Origin of the sequence: Enterobacter sp. MGH 33, from assembly GCF_000534535.1 — a bacterium.
Taxonomy (GTDB): Bacteria; Pseudomonadota; Gammaproteobacteria; order Enterobacterales; family Enterobacteriaceae; genus Enterobacter; species Enterobacter hormaechei_C.
Window position 1 is genome coordinate 873,357 of the sequence record NZ_KI973212.1, and the last position, 25,830, is coordinate 899,186.

Consider the following 25,830-nt stretch of genomic DNA (forward strand, 5'->3'; position numbering starts at 1 on the left):
TCAGCTTTTTTCCCACTGTCGGATCAGATTCCAGACCACGGTCAGTGAGAGCGAACGTTCCTGTGCCAGCAGCATCATGGCTTCCAGCGCTGGGATGGAGTCGATGTTATCGACTTTGATCTCCTGCCAACGGTTCCAGAGCGCGGCTTCCTCTTCTTCGCCGGGAACCTGGTTGCGCCCCTGACGAACGTGGATCCCCATCAGCCGACGGCGGGCGCTGATTTCAGCAGTCGATATCCCGAAGTAGTGGCTGATTAACGCTATTGAACCGCCAAGCTGTACCGCCTGGCCGACCAGTTGCTGGAATTTCTGCTCCTGACGCACCTGAACCAGCATTTTGCGCAGCACGTCATGGTTGATGGTGATTTTCAGGAACTGCGCCGAGGTGTTGCCCATGTGCATTAGCTCTTCAAAGGTCAGGGCGTTCAGTTCGTTCAGCTCCTCGCGGTCAAAGCCCAGCGCTTCGCAATAGCGCACATTGCCGTCCTTCAGGGCCTGTATCACCTGTGACAAAACGGCCTGATTAATCGTCGGCAGCATGTTGTGCCTCCTGCTGGAACTCTTTGATCCGGCGGACAATACGGATCAGCCGGAATGCTTTAATAAGAAATTCATCGCTGAAGAAGAAGCCGTCTGCATTACGTTGAAAAAAGAGCCCAGGCGTCAGTGCAGAGGCTAGATCTTCCGTTAGCGGGATCTCATTGAGCGCCGCTAGCAGCGCCCAACAGGCGCGTGACTGTGGCCGGGTGAACATGGGGTGATCTGATGCGAATGGCATCACATGAAAGCCAATGCCATTTACATCGGCATCTGAAATTATCCGGTCGTCGATGACGTAATGCTCAGCCAGATCCCACGCCAGGCGATCGCTGACCGAGCGTAAGGACTCCGTGGTATCCCACAGTTGTGGGATGCGCCAGATATCTGTGACGGGTTCGGTCCCTTCACACAATAGCGATGGTGCTTCCTCTGGTTCAGGCAGAGGAGCAGGCGCGCCAACGTCCTCTTCATCTGTTTCAGGTTTACGCCTGCGCGTTATCGGGCGTGGTTCGGGTTCTTCCGGTGGAACATAAGGCGGTGGTTCCGGCGTAGGGCCGAGCACGGCCTGACGTTTTTGCTCTGAGGGATCGACGTCTAGCAACAGCAGATTGTAGTCAACGTTCAGCTCTTGGCTCATCAGCCCCAGCAGCTCATCCTGCACCCGTTCGATGGCGAAGTCTTCGGGCTGGTCGTTGAACAGCGACAGCGCGGAGGAAAAGAGATTATCAAAGGAACAGGCATCTCCATCAGCGTGACGCTGCCAGAGGTGTAATGATGCTGACCGCAATGACAGCAATTTTTCCACCTGCGAGCGGCCCATCCCGGCGTACAGTACTTCGGGGATACAGGGCAGCAGGTATTCCAGAGCCTGTTCCATCCGGCTGATATGCGACTGATTAATGGGGTAGCCATCGTTCTTCAGATGCTCCGCCAGCTCCCGTTGCGAAAGCTGGCACTTTTCCACCTGCTGGTACAGTTCCCGCGCCTTGTTGATCCCCAGCGCCCGCTCGATGAAGCTGAGTTTGCCGTGCATATCGTTTTCCGCCAGATGGCCGATCAGGCAGCGCAGTTCGCCCAGCATGGGTTGATCGGATGTACCGGCCCACGGCTTGTACAGACACTGAATGCGCCAGAACTGCTCGTCATGCGTTTCGCGCCACAGTTCATTGAGGATCGACAGGCGGGTATTGCCGCCGTTGGCGATGATGAACCACTCCTGATCGGGACGACGGGTGATCGGCGGCGGCGTGTCCAGCCCGCGACGACGGATCGATTCCTTGATGTCGTCATAGCTGGGGTTACGCATCAGTCGCGGATTGAGATCGTAAGGGCGAAGTTGCTCCAGCGTGACGATCATCGAGGTTTCCATCAGTGGATCGGCGAACCGTTCATCGGGCGATCTTCCCCGATCAAAATTGCCCTGTAGCAGGCGGGACTGGAGGTCCGTCGAAGTCAGTTTGTTGTTCATGACCCCACTCCCTGCTGGCTGAGCGATTCGAAGCGGGTTTGATCGCTGATAAAGCGGGTACGTACCGTGCCAACCGGGCCGTTGCGTTGTTTGCTGACAATGACTTCGGCGATACCCCGATCCAGCGTGTTGGGATCATACAGCTCGTCGCGGTAGAGGAATAAGATCACGTCGGCATCCTGCTCGATAGAGCCAGAATCGCGCAGGTCGGCATTGCAGGGGCGCTTGTTAAGGCGTGACTCCAGCGCCCGGTTAAGCTGCGACAGCGCCAGTACCGGGCAGTTGAGTTCCTTCGCCAGCGCTTTCAGCGATCGGGAGATCGTCGAGATCTCCTGATTGCGATTCTCCGCTCCGCCGCTGCGCATCAGTTGCAAGTAATCAACCACGATCAGCGAGGGAAGCCCGTACTGGCGCAGCGATCGTCTGGCCCGACTGCGTAGCAGGGATGGGGTGAGGATTCCGGAATCGTCGAGCAGCAGACGATCTTTCCACTCGTTCATCAGGATACTGGCGCTGAGGCCAATCTGCTGCCAGTCGTCATCACTCAGATCGCCGCTGCGTAGCCGGGTCTGCGAGACACGGCCAATCAGAGAAACCAGCCGCAGCAGTAGCTGCTCTGCTGACATTTCCATGCTGTAGATTTGTACTGGCTGGGTGGGGAGGAGCATTAGCGCGTTGACGCACAGCGTCAGGGCGAAAGCGGTTTTACCTACGGAAGGGCGTGCGGCGGCGATAATCAGGTCGGCAGGCTGGAAGCCGCAGGTCAGGGCGTCGAGCTGTTCCAGCCCGGATGGCGTACCGCTGAGGCTACCGCGTTCGGCCTCATAGCGCTGAGCGATGCCTGCCAGCACGTTGTCAAAGCAAGCGTTGATGTCGGTCAGGCCGCCCTCCTGATGTGACTGCGCAATGGCAAACAGCTTTTGTTCGGCAAAGTTCAGTACATCGGCCACATTGCTGCGCGGCTGGCCTGCCATATCGCTCAGTTCATTGCCTAATAACAGAAGCTGGCGCAGTTCACCGTAGCTGGCAATGTATTGCGCGTAGGGAATGATATTGGCGGCGCTGGGCGTGTTTTTGGAAAGCTCCGCCAGATAGGCGAAACCGCCCACCTGTTCGAGTTGCTCCTGCTTTTCCAGCGTTTCGCTCAGGGTGATCAGGTCGATGGGATTTCCCTGTTCAACCAGGGTTTGCATATGGGAATAAATCGTCCGGTGCGCGGAGATAAAGAAGTCCTGCGCGGAAATCTGCGTGGCGACATCATCCCAGCGATCGTTATCCAACATCAGCCCGCCGAGCACCGATTGTTCCGCTTCGACGGAGTGGGGCGGTTGTGGCCGCTTGCGCTTACTCATCTCGATTACCCTCCTGACAAGCCAGAAAGGCTTCCCATAGTCGGGTCTGTTGATGAGGCGGCAGCAGTAATAGCGGCAAATCGCTGGAGTAGAGCGGCTTATTGTTGGACCAGCCGATTTCAAACAGCGGCCAGTCTCTGGGGGCGGTCAGCGAACCGGACGTATCTCGCAGCTCGTTTTCATCCTCCAGGTTGTAGCAGTCCACCTTTTCCGGCGGAATATGCCAGAGCAGCGACATTAACACCGGCAGCGTTTCCCGCGCTTCTTCACGATCGGCGGCTTCAAAGAACACGATCACTTCATCGTCTTGCTCAAAGGGATGTTGGGCGTAATAAGAGCAGAATGCCCGCCAGATTTTCCGTTTCATGCGATACCCTCCATCCGCTGATGGGGCAGGGCGAGAAACTGCGGGAACAGTTCTTTCGCCAGCATCTGCATGGTTTCGGCGGCGCAGGGGGTTGCCTGCCCTCTGGCGCGGGAAGTATCGAGACGATGCACCGGTAGTCCCAGCGATGCCGCCCGGCGATAGGCCACGCTGGCGTAAACCGGCGTCATCAGGATCTCGGTAGGCACCAGTAGCTCCTGCTCTTTCTGTTTGTGCTGGAGAACCTGAAGCAGGTTGTGGTGAATTTCGCGGGCATCGTTAGTGTGGTCGAGCTTGTTGATCACCGCTTTCAACGGCGGCAGCGAGATACCGTAGCGGGTGAAAGGCTGGAGATCCCGGTACATTTGCAGCGTGCCGCGCAGGAACTCGCGTGCGGAGAGCATTTCCGGCAATACCGGGGAGATAATAAGATCGCTGGCTAACAGTACCATTTCCAGCGCTATGGTGCGTGCGCCAATGGTATCGATCAGAATGACGTCATAGCCGGTTATCTGGCGTACCAGATGGCGCAGGCGGATTACGCCGTCGGGTGCAGCCTGGAGCAGGCTCATCAGTTCGCCGCGCGGATCGTTGGAAATGATGATATCCAATCCGGTAATGGAAGTGTGTGAGATGATGATGGCTGGATCCAGTTCGTTCTGCGCGATAAGCTCGTAGATACCGCCGGGGGCTTCGTTATCAAGAGGGTAATAGCTGCTGAGCGTCGGCTGGCGGATATCGGCGTCAATCATCAGGACTTTCAGCCCCTGATCGGCCAGGTAGCCGCCGAGGTTCGCCGTATCGGTGGTTTTCGCTACGCCGCCTTTGGTGGAGAGAATGGCGGCAATTAATGTAGGTAAATCAGGTGCATCTGCGTTTTTCATAACCAGTGCCTTTTTCGTTTTCTGAAAAGGACTTCACTGTAAAAACGCTGATTTGTTAGTAGGTTAAGTTACCCGATCGCTTTGATTCAAAATCAACCGTAGAAATACGTGCCGGTTCGAGTCCGGCCTTCGCACCAAAAGCATGTAAATGGACCTCAACTGAGGTCTTTTTTTATGTCTAAAATCCGATATTTACCCACTTTTCCCGCTATATTAACTCTCTCAAGGTCAACCGACATCAACGTACATCTACCAACACCTGTTGGTACAGATGATGGTATTTCCGATTCGATAATGCTTGTACCAACAGGGAGGGGATAAGCATGGCTCTAACAGATATCAAAGTCAGAACAGCCAAGCCAATGGATAAGCAATATAAGCTGACCGATGGCAACGGTATGCATCTTCTCGTCCATCCTAATGGTTCTAAGTACTGGCGTTTGCAGTACCGTTTTGACGGCAAGCAAAAGATGCTGGCACTTGGGGTATATCCTGAAATCACATTGGCGGATGCTAGATCACGCCGCGACGAAGCGCGTAAGCTGTTGGCGAATGGCGTCGATCCAGGAGACAAAAAGAAAAGTGATAAGGTTGAGCAGAGAAAAGCCCATACTTTTAAAGAGGTGGCGATTGAGTGGCATAGCACCAATAAAAAGTGGTCTGAAGATCATGCCCATCGTGTGCTAAAAAGCCTGGAAGATAATCTCTTCGCAGAGCTCGGGGAGCGTAATATCACGGAATTAAAGACTCGCGATTTATTAGCACCTATTAAAGCCGTGGAGATGTCTGGACGTCTTGAGGTTGCTGCCCGTCTTCAACAGCGAACCACAGCAATCATGCGTTATGCTGTGCAGAGTGGATTGATTATAACCCCGCTCAGGAGATGGCTGGGGCAGTTGCTTCTGGAAACAGGCAACATCGTCCGGCACTGGAGTTAAAGCGCATCCCTGAGTTACTTGAGAAAATAGATGGCTATACCGGCAGGCCGCTAACCTGCTGGGCAACAGAACTTACTTTGCTTATCTTTATTCGCTCCAGTGAGCTGCGTTTTACTCGCTGGTCAGAGATAGATTTTAAAACGTCAATGTGGACAATCCCGCCGGAACGAGAGCCTGTTCTAGGAGTGAAACATTCTCATCGCGGTTCAAAAATGCGCACACCGCATCTGGTTCCGCTTTCTAAGCAGGCATTGGCGATCCTGAAACAGATAAAACAGTTTTGTGGGGAGCACGAGCTGATTTTCATTGGCGATCACGACCCGCGTAAACCCATGAGTGAAAACACGGTTAGGGGCTTCCCGCATCTGTTCGGCGCGCATCCTGTCGATAAAATCCTGCTCTCCGTCGTTCAGCTTGCCGGGATACATCCCTATCAGCAGCCCTGCGACAGGGGCACCGATGTCTCCCGTGGCTATTTCGCCAAGTGCAGCGCCGCGCACGGCCCATATGCCGGAAGTAATCGTACGCCCGCCAACCAGTACGAGTTCGCTGGCATCGGCTATCGCGTTCCGCGCGGTCCAGGCCCTTTCTTCGGCTGCAACGGCAGCCTGATAGTCCATCTCCTCGTGATGCCCATTCCACCAAAGATAAAGCGCGCTGCGTTGCTTCGGCTTTGGGGGCGCCTTACGCTTTGCCGCCTGGGCGTGCTGAGGGGCGTCGTTGGGCATGGCCTGGTAAAATGCCATCTCGGCGAAGTTGGTGTGCGGCTCACTTTCGGTGCCTGCATCGTTACATCCTTCACCGCGCAGGCAGGATTTCGCAAAGACCCGGTTGCGATCGCGTTCTTCTGCTTGTCGCTGCGCTTCGGCCTCTTGCTCTTTTCGGCGTGCTGCGAGCATGGCCTGATGCTTTTCCTGTGCGATCTGTTCAGGAGAGGGACCGGAGCCGAGCCACTCTCCCGATGTGGCGATCACGCGGTTGGTTCCGTGCGGGCAGCCACAAATGACGACAGAACCATCGACGGCTGAGGTTTGTCCCATCCAGTTAACGCGAGGTTCGCCGTCTGCAACAACGCCCTGTTTGCCGCATTTAGGGCATGCCGTAGTTTTATCGCCAACGCGGATAACGCCGCGCCCGTGCTCGGTGCAGTTGGGCAGGGTGCTACAACATATTGCGCCGGTGGTCGTTCTGTCGCCGTGCAGCGCCTGACCGCGGCCGTAGTTCGTGGAACGGTAGCCCATGGCCTATTCTCCGGGCCAGGTTAAGAAATCCTCTTGAGGTGGAATCCCTTCGCGGGTGACCAGATAAGTACTGCCGAGCGGTGTGCTGATAATCTCGTCATCGTTATCAAGCAGGCTGCCTACCAGGGCAACGCCGTGTCCTTTCCAGGTAAAAGCGGTTCCTGATGAGGTCATAATCGTGGCGAGCGTTCCATCCGGATAGGCCACACAGTCTCCTTCGACAATCGGGCTGGTGTAACTCCCATCGTCCATGAGCATTGTGGCTTCACGATCGACGGGAAGTACCATGCCGCCCATTCGGGTCTGGCTGCCAGCCGTGGCGATCCGCCAGTTGGCGGTGACGGGATGTTGTCGATGAAAGGCTTCCTGTTCAGCAATAATGGCGCGCGCGTCCTCGGGCATGGCGGCCAGTTGTTCATCGGAGAAAGGCGAACGATCTATTTCCGCTTTCAACTCAGCGGTAAATTCATTGGTATAAAGCTGCATGACAATTCCTTGTAGGGGCAGAAGAGTAAATGCAGCAATGCTAGGCTTTAGCCTGTAAGGCGAAAATACATAAAGTGGTTAATAAGTCGGGCTAAAATCCGAAATAAATATCCAGATTGATATTGGTCATCTTTTAAAGAAGGGATAGTAATGGTTCCTGTTAATTATAAATGTAATATTCGCTGAATTGCCGATAAATAATATTATGCAGCGCATGTATTATTTGAATATATACGCTGCATGACGTTATTTCAAAACACCGGCACCCCCAGCCCCACCTTCACCTCCCTCAACGTCGCCTGCGTCACCCCCTGCCCCCGTTCGGTCCCGCGCTTCAGCATCGCCATCAACTCGCCCCTGTCACGCATATACATCGCCCGCCGCTCCCGCATCGGCGCAATTAGCTCCTGCAGGCACGCTTCCAGCTCGTTCTTGCACGTCCGGTCACCCAGCCCGCCCGCCTGATAGTGCGCCTTCATCGCCGCCACTTTCTCCTTGTCCGGATGAAACGCGTCGAGGTACGTAAACACCACATTCCCCTCAATCTGCCCCGGGTCGCTCACCTTCAGGTGGTTCGGGTCGGTGTACATGGCGCTGACCGCACGGTGAATCGTCTCTTCGCTGGCCGAAAGGTGCAGCGTGTTGCCGAGCGATTTCGACATCTTGGCGCTGCCGTCGATGCCGGGCAGGCGGCTGGTGTCGCTCAGCATCGCCTTGCAGCGGCGCAGCACCGGGGCGGGCAGCAGGCTGTTCATCTTGTGCACAATCTCGTTGGTCTGCTCAATCATCGGCAGCTGGTCGTCGCCGACGGGCACGCACTCGGCCTTAAACGCGGTGATGTCCGCCGCCTGGCTGATGGGGTAGGCCATAAACCCGACCGGCAGCGAGCGGGCGAAACCCTTCTGCGCAATCTCGTTTTTCACCGTCGGGTTACGCTCCACGCGGGCAACGGTGACGATGTTCATATACAGCATCGTCAGCTCGGCGAGGGCGGGCAGGGCAGACTGCAGGCAGATCGTGGTCAGGTTCGGGTCGATGCCCGCGGCGAGGTAGTCGGCCAGCACTTCAGGGATGTTGTCGCGGATCTTCTGCGGGTTGCTACCGTTGTCGGTCAGCCCCTGCAGGTCGGCAATCAACACAAACTGGCTGTGCGTCTGCTGCAGCGCCACGCGCTGGCGCAGCGATCCGACGAAGTGGCCGAGGTGCAGCGGGCCGGTTGGACGATCGCCGGTGAGGATGGTGGGTGCGTTCATAAAGACTCCTTAATGTGCAGTGGCCGAAAGGGGTCTTAAAAATGTGAAAGCCGCCTTTCGGCGGCTATCTGAAAATGAGGAAAACAACTCCGGGCCGCCTTTAAGAAGGCAGCCACCAGCGGTTTACGGTGAGGACGGCGTGGTTTATGTTCATGCTTTTACCGTATCACGTCCGGCGCGAAAAACAAAAGGGCACGTCATGCTGCAATCACTCAACCACCTGACCCTCGCGGTCAGCGACCTGCAAAAAAGCGTCACCTTCTGGCACGAGCTGCTGGGGCTTGCGCTGCACGCCCGTTGGAATACCGGGGCCTACCTCACCTGCGGCGATCTGTGGGTCTGCCTGTCGTACGACGAGGCGCGCCGGTACGTGCCGCCGCAGGAGAGCGACTATACCCACTACGCGTTTACCGTGGCGGAAGCGGATTTTGAACCGTTCTCGCAAAGGCTTGAGCAGGCGGGCGTCACCGTCTGGAAGCAGAACAAAAGCGAGGGAGCATCGTTTTACTTTCTCGACCCGGACGGGCACAAGCTGGAGCTGCACGTGGGTAGCCTCGCCGCGCGGCTGGCGGCGTGTCGCGAGAAGCCCTATGCGGGCATGGTGTTTACCTCAGACAAGGCTTGAGGCGCGCACCTTCAGCCTGCCCGCCAGCGTCACGTGCGTGGCGGCATCTTCCTGATTGCACAGGTACTCCACCGCCAGCCGTCCCAGCTCGCTGTAAGGCAACTGGATGCTGGTCAGCGGCGGGGTGAGCTGCTCGGAAATCTTCTGGTCGTCGTAGCCCGCCAGCAGCATATCCTGCGGAATGCGCACGCCGTTCACCGCCAGCGCCTGGTAGCAGCCGATCGCCAGCCAGTCGCTGGCGCAGAAGATGGCGTCCGGGCGCTCGGCCAGTTCCAGCAGCGAAGCTGTCGCGGTAAAGGACTCGCTGAACTGCCAGTTGGTCTGGCGCACCAGACCGTCGTCGCACGCCAGTCCGGCCTGCTGTAATGCCGCCTGGTAGCCCGCCAGACGCTGGCGCGAGGCCTCCATCCAGCTCTCGCCGGTGATGTGGGCGATGCGCGTGGCGCCGCAGGCGATGAGGTGTCTGGTAACCTGGAAAGCGTTGGCGTAGTCGTCCGGAATAAACGACGGCAGCAGCGGCGAGCCGGGGTCGCGCTGGTTGAGCAGCACCAGCGGGATGCGGGTGCAGTCCTGGAATGCCGTCATATCGACGACGTTCGTGACCGGAGAGGCAAGGATAATCCCGATGCAGTTGCGCTTGTCCAGCTGGCGGATGATGTTCAGGGCCAGCTCCACGTCGTCGCCGTAGTCGTAGACGGTGAGCAGGGTCTCGTTGCGCCACGCCGCTTCCCGCGCCTGGCTGATGGCGTCGATAAACGGGTCGAAGCTCTGCATGGAGCTGACCAGCATGGCGATCTCCTCCTGGTTGCGCGGGGCGTGAACGGCGGGGAGGCGGTCGTAGCCGAGCTCGGTGGCGACGTTGATCACCCGCTGGCGGGTGTCGTCGCTGAGCTTGATGTTGCGGGACTGGTTGAGCACCAGCGATACCGTCGCCTGCGACACCCCCGCCGCCCGGGCAATATCGTTCATCGTCACTTTTGTTTTTCGCTTCATCCGTCCTCTCCCTTTCGCGATTTCGCATCATACCCTAACCGCACGCTTTAGCGCCGTCGATCACGTTTCTCATCCATCGAAGCGTGAACTTTGTGAGAGGCGTCGCTTTTCTGAGCGCCACGATTTGCGCATTTATTCTGCGACTAATATTTATTAGCTAAATATTATCAGCAAGAGGATGCGTAATGAAAGAGCAGTGGAGCAGGGAGCAGGCACAGGCGTGGTATCAGCAGAAAGGCTGGCTGTGCGGGTTTAACTATCTGCCGTCGACGGCGGTGAACTGGACCGATATCTGGCAGGAAGAGACCTTCGATGCCGAAACCATCGACCGCGAGCTGGGCTGGGCGGCGGACGCGGGCTATAACACCCTGCGCATCAACCTGCCGTTCATCGTCTGGGAGCACGACCGCGACGGGCTGATGGCGCGCATCGACCGCTTTTTGACGATTGCCGACGGTCATGGGTTCAGCACCATGCTGACCCTGATGGACGACTGCGGGTTCTCCGGCGACGAGCCGTACCTCGGCCCGCAAAAGCCGCCCGTACCGGGCAAGCACAACAGCCAGGCGGCAGCGAGCCCGGGACGCAATAAGGTGTGCGATCGCGACTGCTGGCCACAGATTGAGCGCTATATCCGCGACGTTGTGCGCCAGTTCCGCGAGGATAAGCGCGTATTGCTCTGGGATCTGTATAACGAGCCGGGCAACCGCGGCATTTTCGCCACCGGCACGCAGGAGGTGCAGTACGACGCGAAGCTGGAGACCTGCGCACATAAGCTTATGAAGCTCGCATTCCAGTGGGTGCGTGAAGAAAACCCAACCCAGCCGCTCACCGTCTGCGCGTGGCGTCTGCCGGCGGAAGAAGAGGGCGAGACGTTTTACCAGCACCCGCTGGACCAGACCGCGCTGGCGCTGTCAGATGTGGTGAGCTACCACGCCTATACCAATACCGGGCGCATGACGGCGATTATCCAGCAGCTTCAGGCGCTGGGCCGCCCAATCTTCTGCACCGAATGGCTGGCGCGTCACGTGGGCGGCACCATCGAAGAGCAGCTCCCGCTGATGTACATGGCGAAGGTCGCGCCGTATCAGTGGGGGCTGGTGCGCGGTAAAACCCAGACCTGGCTGCCGTGGCCGGTAGTGATGAAGGAGTCCACAGACTACTGCCGCCTGTGGTTCCACGACGTGTTTGAGGAGAACGGTATCCCGTTCTCACGCGCTGAAATCGCGCTGATGAAGAAGCTGCGCAAAATCGCCCCGAATCCGCAGGGCTAATAATAATGACCCGGCGCGCTGTCGCCGGGCAACCAGGTACGCACTATGGCAATGACAATGAAAATACCGTCTCGCGAGTTGTGGTCTTACTTTGGCTATGGTTTAGGTCAGTGTTTTAGCTTTGGTTTAGTGGGTTCGTTTATTAACTATTTTTACACCGACGTGCTGGGGATCTCGGCGCTGGCGGCAAGCACCATCTTCCTGATTGCCCGTGCGTGGGATGCGGTTCACGATCCGCTGTTTGCCAGCATTATGGACACCATTAACAGCCGGTTCGGCAAGTTTCGCCACTTTTTACTGATCGCCCCGCTGCTGATCACCGGGGTCACCCTGCTGGCGTTCTATAAAATCGAAGCGGACATGACCACCAAAATCCTCTACGCCGGGGTGACGTATATCCTGTGGGGCACGCTGTACGCCATCTCCGATATCCCGTTCTGGTCGATGTCATCGGTGATGACCAACGACTCCGGCCAGCGCACCCGCGCGGTGACGGCGGCGATGCTCGGAGTGAATGCCGGGATCGCCTGCGCTAACATCTTCTTCCCGAAGCTGGCGGCGTTCTTTGCCCAGTACAGCAACGATAAAGGCTACTTTATGGCGGCGCTGGTGATGATGCTGGTGGGCCTGCCGCTGATGCTCAACGGCTTTATGCAGATCAAAGAGCGCGTGCCGCCGAGCCCGGAGAAGGTGACGATGCGCGACACCTTCCACAACCTGCGCCAGAACAAGCCGCTGTTTATTGTCCTGCTGTCGTTCTTTTTCTGCGTGTTCCATAACGTGGCGGGCGGTCTCTATATCTACTTCTTTATCAACAATATGGGCGACGGCAGCCTGCAAATGGCAATTGGCGTGATGGGGATAGTGGCGGCGGTGCTGTGCCTGGTCGCCCCGCTGCTGACCCGTCGGATGCAGAAGCGGAAGCTGTTTATGATCCTCTGCGGGCTGGACGTGGCGGTGCGCGTGGTGATGTGGTTCACGGGCTATCAGCACACGGCGTTGCTGTTTGTCCTGCTCGGCCTGAGCACGCTGTTCGTGATGATGACCAACATCCTCACCTCGTCGATGATTGCCGACACCATCGAGTATGCGGAGTATCACACCCACAAGCGCTGCGCGGCGATCACCTTCTCCGGGCAGACCTTTACCGGCAAGATGTCGGTGGCGGTGGGCGGCGGGCTCATCGGCGTGTTTCTGACGATGATCGACTATGTGCCGCAGGCACAGGCCCAGAGCGACAGCGTGCTGGCGGGGCTGTTCTTCGGGATTTGTTTGTTACCGGCGATAGGCTCGCTGATTCGAATGGGGTTTATGTCGCGCTTCACCTTTACCGAGGAGAAGCATGCGGAGGTTTGTCGGCTGCTGGCGGAGCGGAATGCGTCTGCGAAAGCGCCGGGTGGCGGCTGCGCCTTACCCGGCCTACAGGACCAGCCCTTGTAGGCCTGATAAGCGAAGCGCCATCAGGCTTCGCGTAATGACTTACAGCGACTTCACAAACGCCAGCAGATCTTCGTTGAGCTGATCCTGGTGGGTCAGCGCGAAGCCGTGCGGCGCGTTGTCGTACACTTTCAGCGTGGCGTTTTTGATCATCTCTGCCGCCAGCTTGCCGGTCGTTTCAAACGGCACGATCTGGTCGTTGCTGCCGTGGATCACCAGCGTCGGCACGTCGATTTTCGCCATATCCGGGCGGAAATCGGTCTCGGCGAAGGCGGTTACGCAATCAATGGTGCCCTTCAGGGACGCCAGCAGGGCGATGTTCAGCGTCTGCGTCAGGGCACCGGCAGAAACGGTCTGCCCGGCGTTGGTGCCGTAGAATGGGGTGGCGAAGTCGCTGATGAACTGGGCGCGATCTTTACGCAGTCCGTCACGAATCCCGCTGAACACGCTTTGATCGACTCCTTCCGGGTAGCTTTCGGATTTACCGAAAATGGGCGTTACCGCGCCCAGCAGGGCGAGACCGGCCACGCGTTCGCTACCGTAGTTGTTGATGTAGCGCGTCACGTCGCCGCCGCCCATGGAGAAGCCCACCAGCGTCACGTCGCGCAGATCCAGCGTGGTGATCAGGTCGTTAATGTCGGACGCAAAGGTATCGTAGTCATAGCCGTTCCACGGCTGATCTGAACGTCCAAACCCGCGACGGTCAAAGGCGATGGTGCGGTAGCCGCGCTCGGCCAGGAAGTTCAGCTGGCTGTCCCACATATCCCCATCCAGCGGCCAGCCGTGGCTGAAAAGAACCGGTTTTCCCGCGCCGCAGTCTTTGTAATAAATCTGCGTACCATCTTTTGCCTTAAACGTTGCCATAGTGTGTTCCTCTACAGGTGATTGTTATGTTCAGACCGGCGCGACCAGATAACGAATTGCCGGTGATGTTGTGCCCTGATGAAAAGCCAGAACGCGGCTCTGCAACAGGAGGTCATTCATGGTGTGGCGTTCCTGCTGGCGCAGATGCTCGATCCAGGAACCCATCAGGAAGGTCTCGATAAACAGACCCGGACGTTCAATATCCTCGTACACCGCCCAGCTCATCGCCCCGGCGCGGCGGCGCACCCGGCGTAGTTCGTGCACGGCCTGCAAAAACGTTTTCGCGTTCTGCGGGTCGATGATGTACTCATGCGAGACCAGCACCGGGCCACGCTCGTTCGGGAGTTCAATCTCCACCCCGTCCAGCGGCTGCCCGCTCAGGTCGAGATTTAAATCCGGATCTTTCTCCAGCTTCCAGCGGAACACCGTCATGCTCGCCAGCACCATCCCCAGCGTGGCGACCACCAGCGAAGCCGGAGTGCCGAACTGCGAGGCGATCTGGCCCCAGACAGCGCTGCCTGCGGTCATCGAACCGAAAAAGACCGTCAGATACACCGCCAGCGCCCGGGCTTTTACCCAGCGTGCGGCGCTGCGCTGCGCGCCAAGGTTGAGGGTGGAGAGCACCGCAATCCACGCGAAGCCGGTAAAGAACTCAAACAAGTTTAGCAGCCAAAAGTGACGTACAAATGCCAGCGCCAGCATGGTGATCGCAAACGTCAGGCTGGCGGCCACCATCAGCCGATCGGCGTTCAGCCGCTGGCGCAGACGCGGCAGCAGGATGGCCCCGGCAATGGCGCCAAGGCCGATACACGCCAGCATCACGCCGTAGCCCGCCGGGCCTAAGCCCAGCTCGCGGCGCGCCACCAGCGGCAGCAATGCCCAGCCCGCGCTGCCGAAAACAAAAAAGGCCACGGTGCGCACCAGCACGTTGCGCAGCACCGGCGCGGCGTGCACGTAGCGAATCCCGGAGCGCACCGCAGAGAAGAAGTGCTCCGGTGGCAAACGCTGCACGGACGGTGCCGGACGCCAGCGCCACAGCACCCACGCCACGCCCATCACGGACAGCGCGTTCAGGGCAAACACCATCCACGGCCCGGCAAGCGACAGCAGAAAACCGCCCAGCGCAGGGCCAATTGCCCGGCTGATATTGACCCCGAGCGAGTTAAGCGCCACGGCGGAACCCAGCTCGGGCTTGCTCACCAGGTCAGGGACAATCGCCTGAAACGGCGGCGAACTCATGGCCGTACCCACGCTCAGCAGAAACGTCGCCGCCAGCAGAACGGTGGGGGTGACGTGTCCGGTAAAAGAGAGCAGCGTCAGCCCGGCGGCGGCAATGAACACCCACAGCTGGGAGAAGAGCAGGTATTTACGTCGATCAACGATGTCCGCCATCACCCCGGACGGCAGGGCGAAAAGGAACATCGGCAGGCTGCTCGCCGCCTGCACCAGCGCGATATCCAGCGGATCGGCGCTGAGCGTCAGCATGCTCCAGTTGATACCGACGTCGCTCATCCATGAGCCGACGTTAGAGACCACCGTGGCGATCCACAGCATGCGGAACACCGGCTGGCTCAGCGGCTGCCAGGGTGAAACCGCGGGCGTCGTCTCGACGTGTGCGTCGCGAACGTCGTTAACCTGGGTCATGCGAACCTCTCCGTTGTTTTACGCTGCACTCGCCACTGGCCCGGTCCGGTAAGGGCGAGGGTGGTGAAGATAATCAGCAGCAGCCAGCCAAACTGCCCCTCGGCAATCGACCAGTTCGGATGAACCGCCAGCATCGCCACCAGCAGCACGGCGATAATCGGCAGGCACGCCAGGCGGGTGTAAACCCCCGCAATGATAAACAGCGGGCAGATCACCTCGGCGACGATCGCCGGGATCAGACTGGCATACGGCCCAAAACCAAACGGATCTTCGATGCGCGTCAGCTCTTCGCTGAAATGCAGCACCTTCGGCAGGCCGTGCACGTAAAGCAGCAGCAGACTGCCGGTCAGGCGCAGAAAGAACAGCCCCGGATCGATCCGGGGCGAAACGTCATTTTGTTTCATCAGAATGCAAAGCAGCTGCAACCCAGCGCCCCCCAGAAAGCGTTATCGTCGGATACCGGCATCGCTGACGTGCGGGCAAAGTCATGCTGGTGGTTGTGAACCCCGCACGGGCCGCTACAGTGGTGAGCCACACTCATGCCCACGCGTGCGGCCTGCGGCGGCGCGCTGCGGTAGTGGCCCGGCACCTTCACCACCGGGGACCACTCGGGCAGGACCGGAATGGCGGGCGGCGCGAGTGGGCCAAAAGCGCCTGCGGCATAGACGATATCGCCGTTCACCACGGTGAGGACGGACTCGATGCCCTTGATCTCCTCCTCCGGCACGCGGAAGTAATCTTTGCTGAGCACCGCCAGATCCGCGAGCTGGCCGACCTTGATCTGCCCCTTCTGGTTTTGCTCGCTGGAGAACCACGCGCTGCCCTGGGTCCAGAGCATGAGGGCGGTATCGCGATCCAGACGGGCGCTGTGATCGTACATCTGCATCCCGCCAACGGTGCGGCCGGAGACCAGCCAGTAGAGCGCGGTCCATGGGTTATAGCTCGCCACGCGGGTGGCGTCCGTTCCCAGGCCCACCGGCACGCCAGTCTCGAGCATTTTTGCCACCGGCGGCGTGTGGCGGGTGGCTTCGATGCCGTAGCGCTCGGCAAAGTACTCGCCCTGGAAGGCCATGCGGTGCTGGACGGCAATGCCGCCGCCGAGTGCTTTGATGCGGTCGATGTTGGCCTGCGACACGGTTTCGGCGTGGTCGAAGAACCAGTGCAGCCCGTTGAACGGAATGTCACGGTTCACCTTCTCGAACACGTCCAGCATGCGGCTGATGGATTCGTTGTAAGTGGCGTGCAGGCGGAACGGCCAGCGGTGCTCCACCAGATGGCGCACTACGCGCTCCAGCTCGTCCTCCATGCCCGGCGCGAGATCCGGGCGCGGCTCGAGGAAGTCTTCAAAATCGGCGGCGGAGAAGACCAGCATCTCGCCCGCGCCGTTGTGGCGGAAGAAATCGCTGCCCTGGCCCGGCGTAAGCATATCGGTCCATTTTTCAAAGTCTTCCAGCTCGTGGCCCGGACGCTGGGTAAACAGGTTGTAGGCGATGCGGATGGTCATCTGCTTTTTCTCGTGCAGCTCGGCAATCACCTCGTAATCTTCCGGGTAGTTCTGGAAGCCGCCGCCCGCGTCGATGGCGCTGGTCAGCCCCAGGCGGTTCAGCTCGCGCATGAACTGGCGCGTGGAGTTGACCTGCTGCTCCAGCGGCAGCTTCGGCCCTTTCGCCAGCGTGGCGTACAAAATCATGGCGTTCGGACGGGCAATAAGCATTCCGGTCGGGTTGCCGTTGGCGTCGCGCTGGATCTCCCCGCCCGGCGGGTTTGGCGTGTCTTTGGTGTAGCCGACCACCTTCAGCGCGGCGCGGTTGAGCAGGGCGCGGTCGTACAGGTGGAGGATAAACACCGGGGTGTCAGGCGCGGCGTCGTTAATTTCGTCCAGGGTCGGCATGCGGCGCTCGGCGAACTGGAACTCGCTCCAGCCGCCCACCACGCGCACCCACTGGGGCGATGGCGTGCGCAGGGCCTGCTCTTTTAGCATCCGCAGGGCGTCGGCCAGGGACGGCACGCCTTCCCAGCGCAGCTCGAGGTTGTAGTTCAGGCCGCCGCGGATCAGGTGCAGGTGCGAGTCGTTCAGGCCGGGGATGGCGGTGTGGCCTTTTAAGTCGACCACCTTAGTGCCGTCGCAGTGGTGTTGCATCACCTCGGCGACGGTACCCACTTCCAGAAATTTTCCGTCGCGCACGGCAACGGCTTCCGCGACAGGATTCTCGCGATCGACGGTGTGAAACTGGCCGTTAACCAGAATGAGATCGGCTTTACCGAGGGTAACCATAATAGCTCCAGACTAAGAGGGGAATGGTCAGGATTATGGGAACCGGTTTCGGCAAAGATCCAGTTATACAATAGGATAGGTATACCAAAGTATAACTATACCTAAGGTTAACTATACGAAGAGATAATTACACCACAGCGCTGTGGGTCATAGGATGAACGCGATTTTATCGGCGTGCTGTTCGCGGCGATTTTAACCTTTAACCTCACTGGATAATCTTATGACCACTTCTAAGCTCGAAGTCTTAACCCCTGCCAACTGTCAGATCATCTTCATCGATCACCAGCCACAGATGGCGTTCGGCGTGCAGTCTATTGACCGCCAGGTGCTGAAAAACAACACCGTGGCGCTGGCGAAAGCGGCTAAGGTGTTCAACATCCCAACCATCATCACCACCGTTGAGACCGAAAGCTTCTCCGGCAATACCTATCCGGAGCTGCTGGACGTGTTCCCGGGCCAGGACATCCTGGAGCGTACCTCCATGAACTCCTGGGACGACCAGAAGGTGCGCGACGCGCTGAAGACCAACGGCAAGAAGAAGGTGGTTGTCGCTGACCTGTGGACCGAAGTGTGCAATAACAGCTTTGCCCTGTGCGCGATGCTGGAAGGCGACTACGAAATTTATATGGTGGCAGACGCCTCCGGCGGCACCTCCAAAGAAGCCCACGACTTCGCGATGCAGCGCATGATCCAGGCGGGCGTGATCCCGGTGACCTGGCAGCAGGTGATGCTGGAGTGGCAGCGTGACTGGGCGCGCAAAGAGACCTACACCGCGGTGATGGATATCGTGCGCGAGCACTCCGGCGCCTACGGAATGGGTGTGGATTACGCCTACACCATGGTGCACAAAGCGCCGTCTCGTCAGAAGAGCGAGCACCGCACCTTAGCGCCGGTTCCGGCTCGCTAAGTTCCGCTGGCGGGCTGGTCCCTCATCCTGCTCGCCGCTGCCTTTTTCTCTGGAGTTCACAATGAGTACAGGGTTGATATCCCTCGCGGCAGGCGTGTTGATTGGCCTGATGTATGCCGTGCTGAAGGTGCGTTCCCCCGCGCCGCCCGCGCTGGCGCTGATTGGCCTGCTGGGGATGCTGGCGGGGGAACAGGCGATGCGTCATCTTTTATCCCGCGACAATCCCGAGGGCGTGCAGGTGACGGTTCCCCACGTTCAGCACCTGTCTGGAGCGTCATCATGAAGGCCTGGATTATTTCGCTGGTGTGCGGGGTCGCGGCTGGGGTACTTTACGCCCTGCTCGACGTGCATTCCCCGGCGCCGCCGGTCGTCGCGCTGCTTGGCCTGTTCGGCATGCTGGTGGGTGAACAGCTAATCCCCATCGGACGGCGTCTGGTGAGCCGCGAACCGTTGACCCTGGCCTGGTTTCGTCATGAATGCGTACCGAAGATCAGCGGTACCGCGCCCCCAGCGCCCGCGAAGGAAAGCCGCGACGCGTAACGATTTGTTTGAGGAAAGACAGCATGACGCTGCCGTGGCGCATTGCCATCATTGATGACGAACGCTCTGTTCGCAGCGGGCTCAGTAACCTGCTGCAATCGGAAGGGTATGCTACCGATACCTTCGATTCGGCAGAGGTGTTTTTGAGCCACCCTCTCGCCCTGTCCGGCGCGTCGCTGGTGATCACCGACATCAAGCTACGCGGCATGAACGGCATCGAGCTGTTTGAGAAGCTGCGGTTGCTGGCCACGCCGCCACCGCCAATACTGTTTATCTCCGGTCATGCTGATGAAAATATGCAGCGGTATGCACTCAGTCTGGGCGCCGCTGCATTTTTGCGTAAGCCGATTAACATCGATATTCTGCTGGATCATATTCAGCGGGAGCTGACCCGCCGACAATAAGGATCGCGGATGAACGAACATACGTCGCCTGCATTTTGGCCCGCCCGGGGAAGTCTCCATGAAGGGCGGGCTTTTGTTCTGAAAGAGGATGTCATTTTTACCGTGCTGGCGCAGGAGGGCGGCATCTCCTGGATGAACGGGCGGCATCCCCAGTCCGGCGGTTCGTTTATTATTGCCACCGCGGTCAGCGATGAAGAAGAGGAGCGGGCAACGCGGCTGCTGAAAAACGAGTTTGCCCTGCGCGACCGGCTTCATGACGGCTGGGCTATCCGGCCCGTCGCTTCAACCCAGTACCGCGGACGTTTTGCGCTGGTCTACGCGCCGTTCTGCTTTGAACTGCTGGCGTGCCGGGCAGGTAAGGCGATTTCCGGGATCGCCCGCTTTATCGAAATGGCGATCCGCATCTGCGGTCCCCTGCGCCAGATGCATCTGCACAACCTGATCCACGGCGATATCAAACCCGGGGCGTTCTTCGTTCATCACGACGCCACCTGCCGTCTTTGCAGCTTCGGTCTTTCCTGCGGCACCTCCGACGCGTTCTCCCAGTCCCGGCTTGCCGCGTCTGGCGGCACGCCCGCCTACATGTCACCGGAACACACCACGCGTACCCGGCGCGCCGTCGACAGCCGGAGCGATCTCTACAGTCTGGGTATCGTGCTTTATGAACTTCTGACCGGGCGATTGCCGTTTGAACTGAGCGCTGATGACCAGACCAACTGGGCGCATTACCACATTGCCTCTGAGCCGCTTGCGCCGGGGCGGGTGCGCCCGGACGTACCCGGCATGCTGTCGACCATTATCCTTAAGCTGCTGGAGAAGAATCCGGAGAATCGCTATCAGACCGTCGACGGGCTGATTGCCGACCTCAGGCGCTGCCAGGCGACGCTGACCGCCGAAGGTGAGATCGTCGACTTTATTCCCGGCCAGCAGGATCGCTCTCCGGCGATCCATCTTGCCGATTCGCTTTTCTCTGCACATCCGCAGGCCAGCGACGTCATCGCCGCGTTTGAGCGGGTCAGCCAGAGCGGTGCGCCGGAACTGGTGACTATTGGGGGGCCTTCGGGGATCGGCAAATCTTCCGTGATCGCCACCACGCTGAAATCGCTGCAACAGCGCAAGGTGCTGCTGGCGGTGGGCAAGGTCGATCAATATTCTCCCACGCTGCCCTACGGCGTGCTGAGTTCGGCGTTTCGGACGCTCACGCTGCACCTGCTCGGGCTGCCAGCCGGGGAGGTAGCGACGTGGAAAATCCGTCTGTCGCGCGCGCTGGAAGGCTTCGAGGAGCTGGCCGTTAGCCTGGTGCCGGAGCTGAATTTACTCCTTGAGAACAAACCGCGTTTCTCTGCGGATACCTTTTCCATCGACGCGCGGGCGCGCTTCAGCCATATGATGCTGGCGCTGGTGAAAACCTTCGCCACCCAGGGCGCGCCGCTGGTGCTGCTGCTGGATAATGTGCAGTGGATCGACGCCGCCAGCCTGCAAACGCTCGATCACCTGCTGCGCGCCTGCGGCGCCATCCCGCTGCTGGTGGTGGTGGCGCACCGCGATCTCAGTTCGCTTTCTGAGCCCACCTTGCAGACCGCGCTGGCGAGCCTGCCGGAGGCGGCGCAGCACGCCACGACGATCGTGCCGCAGCCGCTGTCGGTGAAGGCCGTGGCGCGCTGGCTCGGGGGGATTTTTCATGCCCGCAGTACCGGTACCGCCGATCTTGCCACGCTGATCCATGAAAAAACCGGCGGCAACCCGCTGTTCGTGCAGGAATTTTTCCGCCGCATCGTCGATGACGGACTGGTGGTGCACAACAAATATCAGGGGAAATGGCATTACGATCTCCAGGCCATCCGCGCCCGGCACTACACCGAGAACGTGGTGACGCTGGTGCTTGAACAGCTCAAGGAGATGCCCGACGAGACGCGCCGCCTGCTGGGCAGCATCGCCTGCCTCGGCTGCACGGGCGAGCTGGAGATGCTGTGCCGCGTGGTGGGGCGGTCGGCGGCGGAAATCCGCTACGCGCTTCATCCGGCGGTGACCGCTCAGCTGATTGTGCTGACGGAGAAAGAGTACGCTTTTACCCACGATCGGGTGCAGGAAGCCGCCTTTGCCCTGCTGGATGAGGGCGAGAAAAGCCATCTGCACCTGACCACCGCCAGCCTGCTGGCGGATGCCGCGCGGCAGACGGCGGGCAACGAACTGCTGTTCCGCGCGGTTCACCACGTCAGCGCCGCGCTGGACTGCATCCAGCCTGCACCCCAGCGGCAGCGATTCCGGGAGCTGAGCCTTCAGGCCGCGCGGCGTGCGAAGCGTACCGGCGATTACCTTTCCGCCTTAAGCTATATCCAGACCGCCAGAGCGCTGGGGAATGCGGGCCCGGTCTCGGACTTTATGCTGGATATCGAAGAGGCGGGCTGTGAGTTTGCGCTCGGACACCTGGAGCGCACGCGTGCGCTGTGCGATGCGATCCTCGGTTCACCGGGCGGGCTGACGGAGAAAGCGCTGGCCGCCAACCTGCTGGCGGAAGTTTATATGCGCCAGTCGGAGATCCGCCTGGCGCTGGAGGCGTCGTTATGCTGGCTGGGCGTGTTCGGGATCCAGATCAGCCGCTACCCGGAAAATGCCGAATGTGACGAGGCCTGGCAGCAGTTCTGTCAACGCACCGCCGACGCGCCGCAGAACCCGTTTTCTCAGCTTAAGCTGATGGAGAACGCAGAGACCGAAGCGGTGATGAACCTGCTTTACAGCGCCAGTATTTTCGCCAGCTTTACCTGCCCGCGCCTGCACTTTTTACTCCTGTGCCGAATGATGCACCTCACGCTCGATCACGGCATAACCGGTGCTTCCACCACGGCGATGGCCTGGTTTGGCGTGCTGATTGGCCACCGCTACGCCGAATACCGTCTCGGGTTTGAGTACGGCACGCTGGCTCGTGAGCTGGTGAACCGCCACGGCTATGATGCCTATGAAGCTAAAACTCTGCTGCCGCTCGACCAGCTCAGCGTCTGGACCCAGCCGCTGTCGTACACTATCGAGTGCGCCAAGGCCTGCTTTACCTCAGCGGTGACCCACGGCGACATGACGATGGCCTGCTTCGCGGCCTGTCATCAGATCATTAACTTCCTCTCCCGGGGCGACCATCTGGATGGCGTGCTGACCAGCATCGATCGCGGTCTGGCCTTTGTGCGCAAAACGGATTACCAGGACATTGAAACCGTTCTGCACATTCAGCGCCGCTACGTGGAGTTTTTACGCACGCCGGTGACGGGCCCATGGAGCGCCGCCCAGGCGCTGCCTGACGATCTGCTGCCCGCGCCGCCGGAGCAGGCGCCCGAGCAGACCTCGACCATGCTCTTCTGGTACTGGCTCTATCGCGGGATGGCGCACTTTTCCTGCGGCGAATACGCCGATGCACAGGCGGATTTAGAAATGGCGGGCTGGTATGCGTGGTCCGCGCCGGGTCATATTCATCTGCTGGATTACCATTTTTACAGCGCGCTGGCGCTCTCCCGCCAGCTCACGCCGGAAACCTTTTCGGCGGATTATCGCCGCAGTATTCATCACCATTACGACAAAATTGCCCTCTGGGCGCGGATCAATCCGGGCACATTTGCCGATAAAGAGGCGCTGATTTATGCCGAAATCGTCCGTCTGGACGGCATGAACAGCATCGCGCTGGAGCAGTATGAAAAAGCGGTGCGACTCTCGCGGGAGGGCGGGTTTAACCCGATCAATGCCCTGGCGCACGAGCTGGCCGGGCGTTTCTCGCTGGCCTGCGGCTACCCGACCGCCTCCGACGCCCATTTCCGCGGCGCGATTGCCGCCTGGGGGCGCGTCGGGGCGCAGGCCAAGGTGCGCCAGCTGGAGCAGGATTTCCCCCATCTGCTGGCCTCCGGGCAGAGCCGCGCGTATGACACGGCGGCGTTTGCCCAGAACGAGGTGATCCGCGATTTACAGAGCGTCATCAAAGCCTCACGCGCCTTATCCGAAGAGATCAACCTTGAACGTTTAATCGAAAACCTGATGACGCTGCTGCTTGAACGGGCCGGGGCGCAGCGTGGCCTGCTGCTGCGCGTCAGCGATAATCACATCCCGGAGATTGAAGCCAGCGCCTGGACCAGTACCGACGGCGTGCGGGTGCGCATCCTGAAAGCGTCACCGATGGCGACGGACATGCCGCTGTCGGTGCTGGCCGCGGTGATCCGCACCGGGCAGGAGATCCGCACCGGCAAACCGGAGGAGTTCCACCCGTTCAGCCAGGATCCGTATCTGGTGACGTCCGGCGCCGCCGTGATGTGCGTGCCGATGTTCAAACAGGCGCGGCTGGTGGGGATTCTGTATCTGGAAAACCGCCTGATGCCGGAGGTGTTTACCGCCGAACATTCGCGCGTGGTCAGCCTGCTGGGTGCGCAGGCGGCGGTTTCGCTGGAGACGGCGCGGCTCTACGCCGAGCTGCTGGCGGAAAACATCCAGCGCCGACGGGTGGAGAAAGAGCTGCGCGCCAGCCAGACCTCACTGATGCTGGGCGAGCAGATCAGCCATACCGGCAGCTGGCGCTGGGAACTGGTGCAGGATCTGATGTTTATGTCCGAAGAATACGCCCGTATCCTTGGCCTGCCGGAGCAGCAAAAGATGATCTCAATGGCGGAGTTTTTGACCTTCGTGCATGAGGATGATTATGGCCGGATCAGCACCCTCGTTAATCAGAGCGTGCGTGACGGGCTGTCGATGCGCGCGGAGTTTCGCATCATCCGCACCGACGGCTCCGTTCGTTACATCCTCGGGATTGGCGATCCGGTGGGGGTGGGCAGCGAGGTGAATGAGTATTACGGCATCATTACCGACATCACCAGCCAGCGGGCGGCGGAGGATGCGATGCGGGTGGCGCAGGCGGATCTGGCGCGGGTCTCACGAGCCACTACCGTCGGGCAACTGACCTCCTCGATCGCGCACGAGATCAACCAGCCGCTGATGTCGATTGTCTCGAACGCCGGCGCGAGCCTGCGCTGGCTCAACCGCGATCCGGCGCGGCTGGAAAAAGTGCGCGAGGGGCTGGAGGAGATCGCCGCCGAGGGCGAGCGGGCAGGGGAGATCATCCGCAGCATTCAGTCTCTGACGCGCAAACAGGACCCCACGTTTACGCGAATCGATCTGCACTTCCTGATCCACCACATCATTATGCTTTCCCGCAGCGAACTTGAGCTGCGACACATAAGCGTTGATTATCTTCTGAACGCTGACGACAGCTTTATCATCGGCGACAGCGTGCAGATCCAGCAGGTGTTGCTTAACCTGGTGATGAATGCGATGGAAGCGATGGCGGAAGTGACGGATCGCCCGTGCAGCATCACGATCGCCACCGCGAACTGCGCCGAGGGGAAGGTGATCTTCGAGATCGCCGATACCGGCAGCGGCATTGAGCCGGAGCTCACCGAGCGGATCTTTGACTCGTTCTATTCGACCAAAGCGCAGGGAATGGGCATGGGGCTGACCATCAGCGCCAGCATTATTGAACGGCACCGGGGGAAACTGAGCGCGCGCCGCAGAGAGCCGTACGGCACGGTGTTTACCTTCGCGTTGCCGCTTGCCGGACAGGAGATGTAACGGTTATTCCGCTGGCTGATGTTTGGTCAGGCGCTCGACGGCCCTGACCAGTTCAGCCACGGAGCGGACCTGCATTTTCTCCATCACCCGGCGGCGGTGCACTTTCACCGTAATCTCACTGACGCCCAGCTCGGCGGCGATCTGCTTGTTGAGCTTGCCGCTGACGGCCAGCTCAAGCACCTCATGCTCGCGCGGCGTGAGGGACAGATGGCGCTGTTTCAGGGCGTAGTGCTCTTTGACGCGGGCGGCGTTGTGCTGTGCCAGCCTGAGCGCGGATTCGATGGAGCCGATGAGCGCGCTGGATTCAACGGGCTTAGTGAGAAATTCGTAGGCCCCGCCTTTGATCGCCCGGACGGACATAGGGATGGTGCCGTGGCCGGTGAGAAAGATGATCGGTATTTCCCGCCCGCTGTCTTTCAGCGCATCTGCGACATCAAACCCGGTTATCGTGGGCATTTGCATATCGAGGATCACGCAGGAGGGCAGATCCTCAAAGGGATGGCTGAGAAAGGCTTCTGCTGAGGAAAAGCCAAGGGCATGTATATCCGCAGATTCCAGCAGCCTGACAACGGACTGCCTGACTGTGTCATCGTCATCAACCACATAAACAATGTGTTCCATTCACCGCCCCGGTGTTGATTTAAATGTCGAGGATGCAAACAGTCACTATGGCTACGTAAGAGACTGTTTATGCTGACTTTCATCTTAACACATTAAATATCATTATCATTTAGCAATATGATAAC

The 25,830-nt window shown here is 59.4% G+C and carries 21 protein-coding genes, 1 tRNA gene and 2 pseudogenes; 10 read left to right on the forward strand and 14 right to left on the reverse strand.

The features are described from left to right. From L379_RS19760 to L379_RS19740, 5 genes are read right to left on the reverse strand one after another with little or no spacing between them, the layout of a single operon-like run. Positions 1 to 540, reverse strand: coding sequence for a DUF2857 domain-containing protein (locus L379_RS19760; protein WP_000938043.1), 540 nt, complete (start codon positions 538 to 540; stop codon positions 1 to 3). After that, a complete protein-coding gene (locus L379_RS19755) occupies positions 524 to 2,008 on the reverse strand; it encodes a ParB family protein (protein ID WP_032652435.1) in 1,485 nt (494 codons plus the stop codon). Before L379_RS19755 ends, L379_RS19760 begins: the two co-directional genes overlap by 17 nt. Further along, a complete protein-coding gene (gene dnaB / locus L379_RS19750) occupies positions 2,005 to 3,360 on the reverse strand; it encodes a replicative DNA helicase (protein ID WP_032652436.1) in 1,356 nt (451 codons plus the stop codon). The genes L379_RS19755 and dnaB overlap by 4 nt, the downstream gene beginning before the upstream one ends. Further along, positions 3,353 to 3,727, reverse strand: a complete 375-nt coding sequence (locus tag L379_RS19745; protein ID WP_032652438.1) for a hypothetical protein — start codon at positions 3,725 to 3,727, stop codon at positions 3,353 to 3,355. Before L379_RS19745 ends, dnaB begins: the two co-directional genes overlap by 8 nt. Then, positions 3,724 to 4,608 (reverse strand): ParA family protein, encoded by an 885-nt coding sequence (locus L379_RS19740; RefSeq protein ID WP_050597027.1) that lies wholly within the window; start codon positions 4,606 to 4,608, stop codon positions 3,724 to 3,726. Before L379_RS19740 ends, L379_RS19745 begins: the two co-directional genes overlap by 4 nt. Positions 4,609 to 4,654: 46 nt before the next feature. Between L379_RS19740 and L379_RS25765 the strand changes: the two genes are divergently transcribed. Continuing rightward, positions 4,655 to 4,745: transfer RNA gene (locus tag L379_RS25765), tRNA-OTHER, on the forward strand. Positions 4,746 to 4,931: 186 nt separating this feature from the next. After that, a pseudogene (locus L379_RS0123825) lies at positions 4,932 to 5,920 on the forward strand (tyrosine-type recombinase/integrase); the annotation flags it as partial. A gap of 627 nt (positions 5,921 to 6,547) precedes the next feature. Here L379_RS0123825 and L379_RS26235 read toward each other — a convergent pair. The 3 genes and pseudogenes from L379_RS26235 to trpS form a co-directional block, all read right to left on the reverse strand. Next, a pseudogene (locus tag L379_RS26235) lies at positions 6,548 to 6,787 on the reverse strand (PAAR domain-containing protein); the annotation flags it as partial. A gap of 3 nt (positions 6,788 to 6,790) precedes the next feature. Then, positions 6,791 to 7,273 (reverse strand): hypothetical protein, encoded by a 483-nt coding sequence (locus tag L379_RS19735; protein ID WP_032652439.1) that lies wholly within the window; start codon positions 7,271 to 7,273, stop codon positions 6,791 to 6,793. A 251-nt stretch (positions 7,274 to 7,524) separates the two neighbouring features. Then, positions 7,525 to 8,526 carry a tryptophan--tRNA ligase gene (gene trpS, locus L379_RS19730; protein ID WP_032652441.1) on the reverse strand — a complete coding sequence of 334 codons (1,002 nt, stop codon included), beginning with the start codon at positions 8,524 to 8,526 and terminating at the stop codon, positions 7,525 to 7,527. A gap of 199 nt (positions 8,527 to 8,725) precedes the next feature. Between trpS and fosA the strand changes: the two genes are divergently transcribed. Further along, on the forward strand, positions 8,726 to 9,151 hold the full coding sequence (gene fosA / locus L379_RS19725) for a FosA/FosA2 family fosfomycin resistance glutathione transferase (protein WP_032104356.1): 426 nt from the start codon (positions 8,726 to 8,728) through the stop codon (positions 9,149 to 9,151). Here fosA and L379_RS19720 read toward each other — a convergent pair. Beyond that, entirely contained in the window at positions 9,137 to 10,144 is a 1,008-nt protein-coding gene (locus tag L379_RS19720) for a LacI family DNA-binding transcriptional regulator (protein WP_032652443.1), read from the reverse strand. The two genes, fosA and L379_RS19720, sit on opposite strands and share 15 nt — an antisense overlap. A gap of 185 nt (positions 10,145 to 10,329) precedes the next feature. On the opposite strand from L379_RS19720, the gene L379_RS19715 reads away from it, so the two are divergent. Then, positions 10,330 to 11,418 (forward strand): cellulase family glycosylhydrolase, encoded by a 1,089-nt coding sequence (locus L379_RS19715; RefSeq protein ID WP_032652445.1) that lies wholly within the window; start codon positions 10,330 to 10,332, stop codon positions 11,416 to 11,418. A 45-nt stretch (positions 11,419 to 11,463) separates the two neighbouring features. Further along, positions 11,464 to 12,858: an MFS transporter gene (locus L379_RS19710; RefSeq protein ID WP_032104358.1), complete on the forward strand. Its 1,395-nt coding sequence runs from the start codon at positions 11,464 to 11,466 to the stop codon at positions 12,856 to 12,858. Positions 12,859 to 12,897: 39 nt separating this feature from the next. Here the strand turns inward: L379_RS19710 and L379_RS19705 are convergent, their stop codons facing one another. Genes L379_RS19705 through L379_RS19690 form a run of 4 tightly spaced genes read right to left on the reverse strand, consistent with a single transcriptional unit; the run spans position 12,898 to position 17,638 of the window. After that, positions 12,898 to 13,719 (reverse strand): alpha/beta fold hydrolase, encoded by an 822-nt coding sequence (locus tag L379_RS19705; RefSeq protein WP_015572558.1) that lies wholly within the window; start codon positions 13,717 to 13,719, stop codon positions 12,898 to 12,900. A gap of 30 nt (positions 13,720 to 13,749) precedes the next feature. Then, entirely contained in the window at positions 13,750 to 15,363 is a 1,614-nt protein-coding gene (locus L379_RS19700; RefSeq protein ID WP_032652447.1) for an MFS transporter, read from the reverse strand. Next, positions 15,360 to 15,767: a DoxX family protein gene (locus L379_RS19695; RefSeq protein ID WP_032652450.1), complete on the reverse strand. Its 408-nt coding sequence runs from the start codon at positions 15,765 to 15,767 to the stop codon at positions 15,360 to 15,362. The genes L379_RS19700 and L379_RS19695 overlap by 4 nt, the downstream gene beginning before the upstream one ends. Continuing rightward, entirely contained in the window at positions 15,767 to 17,638 is a 1,872-nt protein-coding gene (locus tag L379_RS19690; RefSeq protein ID WP_032652453.1) for an amidohydrolase, read from the reverse strand. Before L379_RS19690 ends, L379_RS19695 begins: the two co-directional genes overlap by 1 nt. Positions 17,639 to 17,858: 220 nt before the next feature. On the opposite strand from L379_RS19690, the gene L379_RS19685 reads away from it, so the two are divergent. The 5 genes from L379_RS19685 (at position 17,859) to L379_RS19665 (ending at position 25,084) form a co-directional block, all read left to right on the forward strand. After that, on the forward strand, positions 17,859 to 18,545 hold the full coding sequence (locus L379_RS19685; RefSeq protein ID WP_032652454.1) for a hydrolase: 687 nt from the start codon (positions 17,859 to 17,861) through the stop codon (positions 18,543 to 18,545). Positions 18,546 to 18,606: 61 nt separating this feature from the next. Next, on the forward strand, positions 18,607 to 18,828 hold the full coding sequence (locus tag L379_RS19680; protein ID WP_032652455.1) for a DUF1427 family protein: 222 nt from the start codon (positions 18,607 to 18,609) through the stop codon (positions 18,826 to 18,828). Next, the gene (locus L379_RS19675; RefSeq protein WP_003863056.1) at positions 18,825 to 19,085 is read left to right on the forward strand and encodes a XapX domain-containing protein; all 261 of its coding nucleotides are present in this window, start codon (positions 18,825 to 18,827) and stop codon (positions 19,083 to 19,085) included. The genes L379_RS19680 and L379_RS19675 overlap by 4 nt, the downstream gene beginning before the upstream one ends. A 23-nt stretch (positions 19,086 to 19,108) precedes the next feature. Continuing rightward, positions 19,109 to 19,489: a response regulator transcription factor gene (locus L379_RS19670; RefSeq protein WP_006810275.1), complete on the forward strand. Its 381-nt coding sequence runs from the start codon at positions 19,109 to 19,111 to the stop codon at positions 19,487 to 19,489. 9 nt (positions 19,490 to 19,498) lie between these two features. Then, entirely contained in the window at positions 19,499 to 25,084 is a 5,586-nt protein-coding gene (locus L379_RS19665) for a trifunctional serine/threonine-protein kinase/ATP-binding protein/sensor histidine kinase (protein WP_032652456.1), read from the forward strand. Positions 25,085 to 25,087: 3 nt separating this feature from the next. Here L379_RS19665 and L379_RS19660 read toward each other — a convergent pair whose 3' ends face one another. Then, entirely contained in the window at positions 25,088 to 25,705 is a 618-nt protein-coding gene (locus L379_RS19660; protein ID WP_017383872.1) for a response regulator transcription factor, read from the reverse strand. Positions 25,706 to 25,830: the final 125 nt, after the last annotated feature.